Origin of the sequence: Nocardiopsis sp. NPDC058789 (assembly GCF_042745575.1) — a bacterium.
Taxonomy (GTDB): Bacteria; Actinomycetota; Actinomycetes; order Streptosporangiales; family Streptosporangiaceae; genus Nocardiopsis; species Nocardiopsis eucommiae.
On the sequence record NZ_JBHYOW010000005.1, the window covers coordinates 373,282 to 386,963 of the forward strand.

General features: G+C 71.8%; 7 protein-coding genes. 5 read left to right on the forward strand and 2 right to left on the reverse strand.

Annotated features, from left to right (window positions below):
* Positions 1 to 262: 262 nt before the first annotated feature.
* The 5 genes from ACFW3L_RS09540 (at position 263) to ACFW3L_RS09560 (ending at position 10,825) form a co-directional block, all read left to right on the forward strand.
* The gene (locus ACFW3L_RS09540; protein ID WP_378738254.1) at positions 263 to 2,308 is read left to right on the forward strand and encodes a WD40 repeat domain-containing serine/threonine protein kinase; all 2,046 of its coding nucleotides are present in this window, start codon (positions 263 to 265) and stop codon (positions 2,306 to 2,308) included.
* A 16-nt stretch (positions 2,309 to 2,324) separates the two neighbouring features.
* Positions 2,325 to 4,379, forward strand: a complete 2,055-nt coding sequence (locus tag ACFW3L_RS09545; protein ID WP_378738256.1) for a protein kinase — start codon at positions 2,325 to 2,327, stop codon at positions 4,377 to 4,379.
* Positions 4,380 to 4,608: 229 nt separating this feature from the next.
* Positions 4,609 to 6,606, forward strand: a complete 1,998-nt coding sequence (locus tag ACFW3L_RS09550; protein WP_378738258.1) for a protein kinase — start codon at positions 4,609 to 4,611, stop codon at positions 6,604 to 6,606.
* Positions 6,607 to 6,659: 53 nt separating this feature from the next.
* Entirely contained in the window at positions 6,660 to 8,705 is a 2,046-nt protein-coding gene (locus ACFW3L_RS09555; RefSeq protein ID WP_378738260.1) for a WD40 repeat domain-containing serine/threonine protein kinase, read from the forward strand.
* 302 nt (positions 8,706 to 9,007) lie between these two features.
* Entirely contained in the window at positions 9,008 to 10,825 is a 1,818-nt protein-coding gene (locus ACFW3L_RS09560) for a hypothetical protein (protein ID WP_378738262.1), read from the forward strand.
* Between the two features lie 31 nt (positions 10,826 to 10,856).
* Here the strand turns inward: ACFW3L_RS09560 and ACFW3L_RS09565 are convergent, their stop codons facing one another.
* Both ACFW3L_RS09565 and ACFW3L_RS09570 read right to left on the reverse strand, forming a co-directional pair.
* A complete protein-coding gene (locus ACFW3L_RS09565) occupies positions 10,857 to 11,819 on the reverse strand; it encodes a hypothetical protein (protein ID WP_378738264.1) in 963 nt (320 codons plus the stop codon).
* Between the two features lie 583 nt (positions 11,820 to 12,402).
* A complete protein-coding gene (locus ACFW3L_RS09570) occupies positions 12,403 to 13,656 on the reverse strand; it encodes a PQQ-binding-like beta-propeller repeat protein (protein ID WP_378738266.1) in 1,254 nt (417 codons plus the stop codon).
* Between the last annotated feature and the right edge of the window lie 26 nt (positions 13,657 to 13,682).

Consider the following 13,682-nt stretch of genomic DNA (forward strand, 5'->3'; position numbering starts at 1 on the left):
CCCCCGCGCACCCGTGGCCACGGCGGTGCCCCCACCTCTGACTGGTTCCCCTCCACTGCTCCGCACGATCGCCTCCACCACACCTCACGCACCCCGAGGTCGCGACGGTTCACCGTGCGAGCGACCGGTTCGGGCCACACGCCTGGGTGCTTTGTCGTGAACCGGCTACATTGGCGGAGTACACCGACTCCTGGGCCGCCCCCGGACCTGCCGTGACACGGACTCCAACGCGGCAGTCGCACGCAGTTAGGACCCCGCCGCGGTGCAACCCCTCTCCTCCGACGACCCGAACGCCATCGGCCCCCACCGGCTGCTCGCCCGCCTCGGCGCGGGCGGCATGGGCCGGGTGTACCTCGCGCGCACCCCCGACGGTCACCTGTGCGCCCTCAAGGTGGTCAAGGAGGACCTGGCCCACGACGCCCAGTTCCGCGCCCGCTTCGCCCGCGAGGTCCGCACCGCCCAACGCGTGCGCGGCCCCTTCACCCCGGCGGTGGTCGACGCCGACCCCGAGGCGCCCGCGCCGTGGATGGCCACCGAGTACGTGCCCGGTCCCACCCTCAAGGAGGCGGTCCGCGAGAACGGCCCCTTCCCCGAGGAGTCGCTGCGGGTCCTCGTCCTGGGCCTGGCCCGCGCGCTGTCCACCCTCCACGCGGCGGGGCTCATGCACCGCGACCTCAAGCCGAGCAACATCCTGCTCTCGCCGCGCGGCCCCCAGGTGATCGACTTCGGCATCGCCCGCGCCGTCGAGGGCACCGTCCTCACCCGCACCGGCCAGACCTTCGGCACCCCCTCCTACACGTCCCCGGAGCAGATCACCGGCCGGAACGTGACCCCCGCCGCCGACGTCTTCTCCCTGGCGGGCGCCGTGGTGTTCGCCGCGAGCGGCGCGCCGCCGTTCGGTTCGGGCAGTCCGGTCAGCACCCTCACCCGGGTCATGAAGGGCGAACCGCACCTGGAGGCCGTTCCCGAGGGCCCGCTGCGGGACCTGATGGCCCGCTGCTTCGCGAAGGACCCGGCGGGGCGCCCGAACGCCGACACCGTCCTGCGGGAGATCTCCGCCCTCCCGCTCCCGTCCGCCGAGCACGGCTGGCTGCCCCCGCAGGTCAACCAGCAGATCAGCGCCAAGGCGAGTGAGACCCAGCGGGCCCAGGGGGCGGAGCGACCGCCGACGCCCGCCCCGGAGAAGGGGAGGAGGCGTGGCCGGACCGCCCTGGCCGTGGGAGCGGGCGCCGCGGCCCTGGTGCTCCTCAGCGGCGGCGCCCTGGCGCTGAACGCCCTCCCCCTCGACTCGGAGGACCCCGCCGAGGAGGCCGCCGAGGCGCCTTCCGGAGAGGCCGAGGACGCGGCGGCCCAGGGCGAGTGGAGCGAACTCGACGCGATCGCCCTCCAGGGGTTCCTCTACGACATCGACTTCTCCGCGGACGGCGAGCTGATGCACGTCTTCGGCTCCAACACGCTCTCCAGCTGGGACTGGCGGGAGGGGGTGGGGGTCGACCACTACACCCCCACGCCGACCGGTGCCATGATCACGCCCCACGGGTTCGCGGCGGGCACCACCAGCGACTACGTCGCGGTGTGGGACGGCGGCAGCGACAACCGGGTCGCGGTGCTCGGCAACGACGAGGACGAGGTGCGGGGGCAGTTCGACATGCCCGCGCTCACCTCCGACGGCACCCGTGTCGCCACACTCAGCTCCGACGACGGCACCGTGGAGGGCGCGCCGCACATCCAGGTGTGGGAGGTCGGCGCCGGAGAGATCGTCAGCGAGTTCCCGATCGGGGGCCTGCTGACCGACCTCTTCTACACGCCGGACGACGCGTCCCTGGTCGGTGTGGTCGCCGAACCCGGCTACGCGACCCACGTCGGCGTGTTCGTCTGGGACCCCGAGACCGGTGAGGAACTCCAGCGGTTCGACGACGCCGACTACTACCAGGTCTCCCTGGCCGCGGACGGCCGGACGCTGGCCATGGCCACGGACAACGCCCGCGCCCACGTCGCGGACATCCAGACAGGAGAGGTCCGCGACCTGGAAGACCCCGACCTGGAGTACAGCGAACTCCACGAGGTCCAGATCTCCGTCGACGGCTCCCTCGTCTACGGCGCCACCTCGGAGTTCAGCGACGAACCGGGGTTCGTCTGGGACGCCCGCGACGGCGACCTCGTGACCCCTGACAACCTGGTCCTCAACCCTCCCCTCGGGGTCCACCCCGACGGTGAGCTCATCGCCACCCCCTCCGCCCCCGAGGGCGGCGTCTACACCATCCTCATCCTGGACGCCGACTTCAACGTCGTCGCCGAGGTGAGCTGACCTCCCGGAAGGCACCATGGAGCACCCCGCCCCCCACGACCCCGGACGGGTCGGCCACTACCGAGTCGTCGCCCTGCTCGGCTCCGGTGGCATGGGACGCGTCTACCTCGGCCTGGACCCCTCCGGTTCCCCCGCCGCGGTGAAGGTCGTCCGGGCCGAGTACGCCTACGACCCCGGCTTCCGGGAGCGGTTCGCCCGCGAGCTCGAACTCGCCCAGCGCGTGCACGGCAACTACACGCCGCGGGTGCTCGCCGCCGACACCTCGGGCCAGACCCCGTGGCTGGCCACCGAGTACGTCATGGGCCCCTCCCTCCAGGAGCTGGTCCAGGACACCGGCCCGCTGCCCGAACACGCGGTGCGGTTCATGGGGCGCGGCATCGCCCAGGCCCTGGAACGCGTGCACGCCACGGGCCTGGTCCACCGCGACCTCAAGCCCGGCAACGTCATGGTCTCCCCCTCCGGTCCCCAGGTGATCGACTTCGGCATCGCCCGCGCGCTGGAGGACGCGCGGAGCGGCGAGGAGGAGAGGATCACCGGCACCCCGGGGTACATGGCCCCCGAGACGGTGGAGGGCCGGGAGAGCGGGGCGGCGGCCGACGTCTTCGCGCTCGGCGGGCTCCTGGTCCACGCCCTCACCGGCCACGGACCCTTCGGCGACGGCCACCCCTCGGCGGTGCTCTACCGGATCGCCAACCTGGAACCCGACCTCGACGGCGTCCCCGCTTCCCTGCGCGGCGTCGTCACGGCGTGTCTGGAGAAGGACCCCTCCCGAAGGCCCAACGCGGCCCAGGTGCTCCAGGCCCTCGGCGGGCCCACCGCCCCGGCGGCGTCGTCCGACGTCTGGCTACCCCCGGCCGCCGCCGCCCGGGTCGACGGCGTCGCCCACGAGTACGGGAACGTGGTCCGCTCGGCGGGCGCGGGCGGCACGGGCGGGACGGTCGGGCGCCGCCTGTTGATCGTCGGAGCCGCCTCCCTGGCCCTGACCATGGTCGGCGGCCTGGGCGTGTGGGCGGCGCGGGACGCCGGTCTGCTCGGATCCGGGTCGGACGCGGCCGCCGGGGAGGAGTCGGGTGTGCCGGACCGAGAGGTCTGTTCGCCCTCCGAGCACCTGGCCCCCGCGTACACCGAGGCGGCCAACGACGAGATGACCGTGCCCAACCAGGGCGACAGCGGCCTCTTCCACACGGGCTTCTCCCACGACGGAGAGGTGCTCGCGGTCGCGGCGACCAGCGGGGTGGCGCTGTGGGACTGGCGGAACCAGGAGGAGCTCGCCCTCATCGAGGCCGAGATCGCGTCCGGGTTCGGCCACCCGGTGTTCAGCCCCGACGACTGCGCGCTCGCCTACGCCTCCGACGACGGCGCGTACGTGTACTCGCTGGAGAGCGGGGAGGTGACGGTCCTCTCCGAGGGGTACGAGGTGGGCGCGGTCGCCTTCACCCCGGACAACGCGCGCCTGGTCGTCGGCAACGGGGACTACGGGGTGGACTCCGGGGTCGTGGAGTACGACCTGGGGACCGGGGAGCTGGCCACCGTCTACGGCGACATCGGGAACACCGTCACGTCGGTCGCCGTCTCCCCCGACGGCGGGTACGTCGCCGCCCAGGACATCCTCGAACGCACGACGGTCTGGGACGCCGCGACCGGTGAGAGCGTCGCCACGGGTGAGGAGATCCCGGGCACCGACCCCTCGGCCCTGAGCTTCGCCGACGAGGAGACCCTGGTCCACACCGACGCGCAGGGAGCGCGCGCCCAGAGCGTGGTCTCCGATGAGAGCGTCCCGTTCATCACCGATGAGCTGGACGAGGACCTGTCGCTGCACCAGGTCGCGTACAGCGTGGCGGCCGACCGCGTGTACGCCACCTTCGTCCCGTCGGACTACGACCCCGAGCACGCGGAGATGAGGATCTGGGAGTACTCCACGGGCGAGGAGCTGACCTCCGAGTCCGGCGAGGGCTTCCTGTGGGAGATCAGCGCGCACCCCGGGGGCGAGGTCATCATCGGCGTCCCCTCCTCCGGCAACGGGATGTGGGTCGTGGACCCCCGGGAGATGCGCATCATCGACCGCTTCTAGGGAGTGTCCCGGACCGTCCCGTCCGTCGCCCGCCACCGCTCCTCGACGCGGATTCCAGGGCACAGCGGCGGGCGGGCGCCCACGGACGTCGGCGGAGGCGGGCGGACGACCACCCGCACGCCACACCAGGCCACCCCACCAACCCCGCCATGCCCACGTCCCCCTCGCCCCTGTCCTCTGGTCACCCCCCCCCCCGCCCCGCACGCCACCCCACGACCCGGAAGGGCCCATGTTCCCCCTCCATCCGCACGACCCGCCCTCCGTCGGGCCGCACCGTCTGTACGCCCGTCTGGGCGAGGACGCCTACGCGCGCGTCTACCTGGGCGCCGTGCGCGCGGAGGACCCCGTCGCGGTGAAGGTGGTCCGCCCGGAGTACGCCACCGACCCCGCCTTCCGCTCCTCCTTCACCCACCAGGTGACGTCGGCGGCGGGACTCGCCAGCGCGCACGTGTGCGCGGTCCGCGACGCCGACCTGCGCGGCGCGGTGCCCTGGGTCGCGGTGTCGCGCCCCCTCGGCCCGAGCCTGGCCGAGCTCGTCGCCGCTAACGGCCCGCTCCCGGCGGACGCCCTGCACCCGCTCGCCCTGGCCCTCGCCCAGGGGTTGGACGACCTCCATACCTCGCACCGGGCGCACGGTTCCCTGTGGCCGGACGGCGTGCTCCTGTCACCCCTTACCGCCCTGCTGGCCGACCCCGGCCTGGAGTGGGCGACCAGCGACACCGAACGGCGCGCGCCGCACCCGGCCTTCGCCGCACCCGAGGGCGGGGCCACCCCGGCCACGGACGTGTTCTCGTGGGCCTCCACCCTGTGCTTCGCGGCCAGCGGCGTGGAGGGGCCCGACGGGCTGGCCCGGGTGCCCCTGCACCTGCGCGGCCTGATCGACGCCTGCCTCAAACACGACCCCCGGCTGCGCCCCAGCGCCGACGACCTCGTACGGATGCTCGGCGGCCCGGCGGAGCCCGCCGCCTGGCCTCCCCCGGTGCGGGCGGCGATCGACACGGTCGCCGACGCGCAGAGGGCGATGCTGACACCCACCGGCGACGCGCCCGCCCCCCGGAGACGGGGCCGCGCCCTGGCGCTCGGCGCCGGGGCCCTGGCCCTCGTGGTGCTGGCGGGGGCGGGGGCGGTGTACGCGCGGTTCGGCGGCGAGGCGGCGCCGGAACCCCGGGCCCCCGAAGCCCCGGCCCTGGTCACCGGGGCGGGCTGCCTCGACGGCCCCCGGCTCCCCGCGCCCGAGGAGCCCCTGCCCGACGACACCACGTTCTGGGGCCCCGTCTTCTCCCCCGACGGGGCCGTGCTCGCCGCGACCTCCACCGCCGGGCTCACGGTCTGGGACTGGGACGCCGGAGAGCTGGTCGCACAGCCGACGACGCGCTCGACCTACGGTGTCGAACCGAGGTTCTCCCCGTCCGGCTGCACCGTGACCTCCGCCCAGCCGGTCGAGTACGAGGGCCGTGAGCACCCGGTGAGGATCGGGTACACCCACGACCTGTCCGCGGGCACCACCACCGAGCACCTGGGCGCACAGGAGGGCCCGGACGGCAACGGCCGCTGGCTCCTCAAGCCGAGGGACGTGGAGGCCATGGACTTCTCACCGGACGGCGGCCTGCTGGCGGTGACCCTCAGCGGCACGAGCGGCGAGGACGGCACCGTGGTGATCGACACCGCCACCGGTGCGGCGGGCGAGCCCATGGCCCCCGGCACGCAGTACGGCACGGTGTTCGTGGACGACCGGCACTTCGCCACCAACAGCGGCGGCGAGATCCACGTCTGGGACGCCGAGACCGGCGAGGAGGTCCACGTCGTCGTCGGTGCCTCGAACACCCGGCTCGCCGCGGTCCGTGGTGAGACCCAGGTGGCCTACCTCGACGACGACAGCATCGTCGTCAGCGACTACACCACCGGGGCCGAGGTCACCTCCTTCACCCGGGAGGAGTTCGAGACGGACGACGATCCCTTCCTCACCCGGCTCCTGGTGGACGGTGGACGGGACCGCGTGTACGCGACCTGGCAGGTGGGCACCGGGCCCGGGGCGTGGCGGTTCCACACGTACGTGTGGGACCTGACCAGCGGCGCGGACCTCGCTGAGGGCAGGGAGGCCATCGGTGCCTACAGCGCCCTGGTCCCCCACCCGGACGGCGGGGTCCTCGCCGCCGTCACCGCCGTCGAGGGCGCACTGGTCCTGGTCGACCCCGACACCTTCGAGGTGGTGGAGGAGCTGAGCTGACCGGCCAGGAGAACCCGCCGACCCGTATCCGTCCCCCAGGAGCTGACCACCCCGTGCGTCCCCCGAACCCCACCGACCCCTCTCACACCGGCCCTTCCCCCACCGGTTCCTCCCACATCGGCCCTCACCGCGTCCTCGCCCCCCTGGGCGCGGGCGGCATGGGCGAGGTCCTCCTCGCCCGCACCCCCGAGGGCCGCCTGGCCGCGGTCAAGGTGGTCAAGGAGGACCTCGCCGGGGACCAGGAGTTCCGTTCCCGCTTCGCCCGCGAGGTGCGCACCGCCCAGCGCGTGCGCGGCCCGTACACCCCGGCGGTGCTCAGCGCCGATGCCGACGCGGACCCGCCGTGGATGGCCACCGAGTACGTCCCGGGCCCCACGCTCAAGGAGGCGGTCCGCGAGAACGGTCCCTTCCCCGAACCGTCGCTGCGGGTCCTGGCCCTCGGCCTGGCCGGCGCCGTCCAGGCGATCCACGCCGCCGGGCTCATGCACCGGGACCTCAAGCCGAGCAACGTGCTGCTGTCCCCGCGCGGCCCGCAGGTGATCGACTTCGGCATCGCCCGCGCCGTCGAGGGCACCGTCCTCACCCGGACCGGCCAGAGCTTCGGCACCCCCACGTACACCTCACCCGAGCAGGTCAGGGGGCGGGGGACCTCTCCGGCCAGCGACGTCTTCTCCCTCGCGGGCGTGGTGGTCCTCGCCGCCACCGGCCGACCGCCCTTCGGCACCGGCCGCGCGGCCGACGTCCTCCCCCGGGTGGTCGGCGCGGCCCCCGACCTGGACGGCGTTCCGGAGGCCCTGCGCCCGCTCCTGGCCCGGTGCCTGGCGAAGGACCCCGCCGAGCGCCCCACGGCCGACGCCCTCGTGCGCGAGCTCTCCGCAGGGCCCCTGCCGTCCGCCGAACACGGCTGGCTGCCCCCTCGGGTCAGCGAGGCCGTCAGCGCCCACGAGTCGCGGGCGCGCGCCGTGGTCGCCCCGCCGACGCCCGTCTCCCCGGTGCCCGTCACCCCGCCGCGAGGCCGACGGGCCCGCACCGCCCTCGTCGTCGGGGCCGCCGTGGTGGCCGTCGTGGTGATGGCGGCGACCCTCGGCCTCCTGTCCACCGCCCCCTGGCGGAGCGAGGCCGCCCCGGAGGCCGAGGGAGTCCGGGAGACGCCTCCGGAACCCTCCGAGGTCTTCGGGGACCGGCTGCTGGGCGTCGGCTTCGCCCCCGAAGGGGAGAGCCTGTACGTCTCGGGCACGGAGCACCTGGTCGAGGTGGACTGGCGGACCGGGGAGGAGCTCCGCCGGTTCGAGCAGCGCCCCAACCACCTGGCCGTGGGCGCGGACGGCACCGTCGTGGGGACCGTCCTCGACGCCGCCCTGGTCTGGGACCCCGGAGCGGACCGGGCCCGGCACCTGTTCGACGAGGAACTCGGCGAGTGGAACCGGTCCGTGCCGACCGCCGACGGGACACGGCTGGCGGCCTCGGTCAACGACGCCGAGGGCGCGCCCCTGGTCCAGGTGTGGGACTTGGCGGCCGCGGAGGTGGAGTTCGAGATCGGGACCGACTCCCACGCCCGGGACCTGCACTTCAACGCGGACGGTTCCCTGCTGGTCGTCAGCGACTATTCGGGGACCGGCACCTCTCTCGTGTGGGACCTGGACGCCCGGCAGACCGTCCTGGAGCTCCCCAACGAGGACTTCCCCGCCGTGCCCGACGACACGGGGCACCACCTCAAGCACCTGGCCTTCCACCCGACAGATCCCTCGCTGCTCGCCGTCACCACCGGTCCCGAGGACACCGCGCTGTACGACCTCGACAGCGGCGCGACCACGCCCCTGGAAGCGCCCGGCACCAACGGCCACCCGCTGTACGAGATCCACTTCTCCTCGGACGGGTCGCGGCTGGTCGCCAGCGGCGACGACGGCGCCTCGGAACGGGGAGGGCGCGTGTGGGACACGGCCACCGGGGAGCTGCTGACCGAGGGCGGGGCACCGCTCTACTCGCAGCTGGGCTTCCACCCGGAGGGCACGGTGATGGCGACCGTCACCCCCGACGGGGAACGGCTCCTCATCGTGGACGCCGAGAGCTTCGAGGTCCTGCACGGATTCCCCGAATAGCCCCGCGAAGCCAGTCACCCCACCGACGCGGGAACCGGGAATGCCCCCGCCCCGGCACCCCCCGCTATCGTGCCCGACGGGACCGCGTCCCAGATCCCCCTTCCTGGACGCCACCAAAGGTTCCGCTGAACCGACCGCGTTAAAGAGGCAACATGCGAGACCTCGACCCTCATGACCCTCCCGCAGCGGGACCCTACCGGCTCCTCGCCCGCCTGGGCGAGGACACTCACACCCGCGCCTACCTGGGCACAGCCCCGGGGCGTCCGCCTGTCTGTGTGCGTATTCTGCGCGCCGATCAGGCCATGGACACGACCACCCGGGACACTTTCGCCCAGCGGGTGCGCAGCTCTTTCGGGCTGAGAGATCCACACATCGCCGCCGTGGTCGACGCCGACCTGGACTCCTCCGTACCGTGGGCGGCCACCGAGAGACCGCTCGGACCCAACCTGTCCCAATTCGTTCGGGCCCACGGGCCGCTCCCAGCCGCCGCACTGCACGGCTTCGCCCTGGCTACTGCCCTGGGGCTGGTCACGCTGCACTCCGCGCAACGCGCCCACGGGACGCTGAGGCCCGAGGGCATCGTGTTGACCAACGACCGGGCTCTGTTGGCAGACCCTGGTCTGGTCCCTGCGACCGACGACGAGTCGCAGGATGTCTTCGACCCGAGGGAGGGACGAGGTACCGAAGCCGGTGATGTGTTCTCCTGGGCGGCGATCCTGTGTTTCGCCTCGAGCGGGATCGAGGGACCAGACGGCTTGGATCACCTACCGCAGCAGCTCCGAGGCGTGGTCGACGCCTGCCTGCGTGAGAACCCCGACCTCCGACCGAGCGCGGACGACCTGGTGACCATGCTTGGCGGAACGGTCCCGCCCTGGCCGCCCGAGCTGGGCGCGGCGATCGAGGAGGCGGCCACCGCCATACGGGTGGTGTCCACCGAGCAGGCAGCCTCCGGAGATCGAAGGCGCTTCCTCGTGTTCGCCTCGGGGATCCTGGGGCTGACGCTGGTCGCCTCCCTGGGCGCGTTCTGGGGGATCGACCGCACGACCGGGAACACCAGCGCTCCACCGGATCTCGGCGGCGACAGTGACTGCTCCGCGGGTTCGGCGTTCCCCGAACCGACCGGGCCGGTCACCGACCTCGACGCCATGCAGGTGGACTTCTCCCCCGATGGCGAGGTCCTGGCCGTCGGCAGCTTCAACCACGGTCTGACTCTGTGGGACTGGCGCGAAGGCGAGGAGTTCGCCCGGCCCGTGGAGGATCTGAACGGTCTGGGGCCGATGTCGTTCGTCCCGGTCGGCTGCACCATCGCCGCCACCTCCCTTCAGCGCGGCGAAGGGCAGGAACGCCCCTACAGGCTCACGACGACCTACGATCTTCCTTCGGGTGAGGCCAAGGACCACCCGGGCGCCCAGCCCGATCCGCACCCGGACGGAAGCCAGAAGAACTGGTCCGTGGTGGATCTCGCGTTCAGCACCGACGGCCGAAGGATGGCTCTGAGCAATCGCGTGAGCGTCCAGGGCAGTGAGCCTCCCGTCCACGTCGTCGACCTGGATTCGGGGGGCAGAGTCGCCGCTCTGGGCCAGGGTCCCGTCCCCACGCTGGCCTTCCTCGACCAGACCCGCGTCGCCGCCCACACACGGGACTCCATCGAGATCTGGGACACCGAGACCGGGGAGACGCTCCAGAGTATCCGCAACGTCACCGAACCCAGCTTCGCCGTGACTCCCGAAGAGAACCAGGTCCTGTCCGTCCGCAACGAGAACGTCATCCTGTTCGACCTGGACAGCAACACCGAGAAGGCCAGGTTCCCGACCGGCGCCTACGCCGACGAACCGGAGGCATGGATCAACCACCTCGGAATGGACTCCGAGCGAGGCCTGGTGCACTTCAGCTGGGGCCTCGCGGACGAAGATGGTCCCGACAACCTGGGCACCGACCGGGAGAACGAGACCCACGGCCACCTGTGGGACGTCGAGACCGGCGAGAACCTGCTGGAGGACGACGGCCTCATGACCCGCCCGGTGGCCTTCCACCCGGAGGTGATCGCCGCCGTCAACCAGGACGGCGACGTCGACCTCCTCGACCCGGACACCCTGGAGGTCATCGACGTGATCGGGTGAGGAGAACACTCCTGACGCCGGACCTCGATCGTCAGGTCAGGCCCACCGCCCGGATGCTCAGATCGGACTCCTCCACGACGATGACGGCGCCCGGGACGGGCACCAGCATCGGGGCGTCGGCATTCGCGTCGAGAGAACCCTCGGTCTGGAACAACAGCGGTTCGTTCGGCGACAGATCCACTGGTACCAACCGTGACGCACCGTTCTCCCAGGAAAGGAACTCCGCGTTCACCTCACCCCGGGCCCACTCATCCTCGGTCAGGTAGTCCAGGCGCAGCATCCCCTCTTCGGTGACCACTCCCGGGTGGATGGCCATTTCCCCGGGACGGGCGGCGCTCTCAATGTGCTCTCGACGAGAACCATCGAAGTCCATCACCTGGTACCGGACCTCGTCCGGGTCCTGAGATTTCTCGACGTAGCCGTCCCCCAGCAGAGCGACGCGCTGCCAATCCTCGCCACCCGAAAATGCGGATCCGGGCAATTCATCTCTGGTGAAGGGATCCAACAGCCACTGGCCCCTGAGCTCCGAGAGGTCACGACCGCCCGCTTCCAGAAGCAGCGCCTGGCCGTCTTCGGAGAGTGTGAGCCGCGGCTGCTCCACTTCGTCAGCCGTGAAGGAGAACTCCTCCTCCCACAAGAGGGCCCCGGTCTCGGCGTCGAGCCCGATCGCTGACAAGGTCTGACCCACACCGTCCTCGGTACCCGTTTCCGCTGGGGAGCTCTCTGCCAGTACGGCGCTCAGCACAATGGTGTCGGCGGAGACACCGACCTCACCCGCATGGAACTGTTCCGCTTCTTCCGGGATGTCCTCCTCGAACTCCCACAGCGGCTCACCGGTCTCCAGCGACGAGGCGGCCACACCGAATCTCCCTGCCCCGGAGTGGGACAGCCGCGCGTCGTCGGTCAGGAGCGACGACCATTCAGAGGCGTCCTCGCTGGTACGTGCCTGGTACTCCCCCAGCAGCTCGCCGGTTCCCGTGTCCAGCACGACCACGTCGAGGTCACCCTCGTCCCCCCTCGGTAAGCCAACACCACCGACCGCCCATCAGGAGTGGCCGCAGCCGACTCCAGGGAGCCGTCAGAAATCTGGTACCGCCAATGCTCCTCCCCCGTCTTCCCTCCCAGCCCGATAACTCCGTCGGTGAGGACCATGACGGCGCCACCGACACCGGCCAGCACATCCCGGAGCACGTGGTCGTCGGGGGCATTCCACTCCCAAGCGACCTCCGAAACCGAATCCACCGGGGAAAGTTCTCTAACCTCACCGGAGTAGGTCACGTGGTCATCGAATGAGAGAACGGATGAGAGCGAACAACCGGAGGCCGCCACGACAGTGGCCGCGACTACGGCGACGAGCCTGACACAGTGAGCACCCTTAGAACATGCACTAATCCTCTCCATCGACCGGATTCCTCTCGTTGCATGCGGGTTCAGTCTTCGTCATACGAGAACACGCCAGGGGCGCGACCAGGCACCACTCCCGCGCCCATATGATTCGCGGCCGGACCGCTCCGGCCGTTCACTGCGGACCTCCCGCCACGTGTGCGGCCCGGAGTCCGAACCAGCCCCGAAGCCCCTCACCGTAGTGCGGCGACGTGCCCGACCGAGTCGATGTCCGCCGCGAGATCCACCGGAACGTACACGAGCAACGCCCCAGGGACGGGGAGCAGACGACCGGGGTCGTCCTGGCTCGCCCGTTTGGTCGCGGTCGCATCGATGACGTCCTCTGAGCCCGCGTCGTCCCAAGGAGTCACGACCGCGTTGACCGGGTCCTCCGGGGAACCGCGCTCCATGTCGACGGTGACCAGCTGCTCGGGCAGACCGACCGCCGACTCCGGAGTGTCCCCGGGCCAGCGGTCGTCGGGGAGTGTGGCTGACGCGGTCACCTCTCCGTCGAAGGTCCTCAGTTCGTGGGTCGGGTCCTCGGCCAGGGGGTCAGGACCGGCAAGGTAATGCCCCTCACCGACCGACAGAACCGGTTTCGGAGACTCCGCGAGCACACTGCCGTCGGCGGGGTCGATGATCAGCCACCCCTCTTCCCCGGGTAGGTCGGCCACCACGGCGCCCTGGAGCAACAGCGCTTCCGCCAGTCCCAGGCCCTCGGTGTCCTCGGACTCCTGCCGCCACAGTTCCTCCCCGTCCACCGGGTCCAACGCGACCAGTGCGTTGACCGTGTCGGCTTCGGGAACCCGGAGGGCTCCCTCCGATGTGTCCTCGGAGCAGTGGAGCAGAAGGACGAGCGCCTCACTGGCGTGTAGCGCGGAGATCAGTCGGCTGGGGGTGTCCCCGGGGCAGGCCACCGGGGTCTCCTGCTGCCAGAGGGTCTCACCGGACTCCAGGTCACTGACTTCGAAGAGGAGCTCCGTCGCCTCACCGCGGTAGTCGAGCAGGCGCGTCTCGTCGAGGAGGAGGGTTTGGCCGTCCCAGTCGACGTCCTCGGCCACGGTCGCCCCCGTCTCCGTGTCCAACAGGGTGGCGGGCTCGTCCGAGGCCGTCACCAGCACCTGTTCCCCGGAAGGGGAGAACGAGGCGGAGAAGCCCCCGGCCTCGGGAATCCGATAGCTCCACAGCTCTTCACCAGTGTCGCCCCGCAGACCGATGAGCCCGTCCGTCAGCTCGACCACGGCTCCGACCGGTCCGGGGTGTACGTCCGTGGCGCTCTCGTCCTCGCCCGGATGCCACTCCCAACCGACCTCGCTCACGGAGGTGACGTCCTCCGGAGCCGCCATCCCACCCTCCGAGACCTCGTGGTCAGCGTTGGTCTCGGGAGCCGGGTTCTCCCCGGACGATCCTTCGGAGGACAACGTGCAGGCCGATAGGAGCAGCGTCATACCGGCGGCTGTTGCCAGCCCTTTTC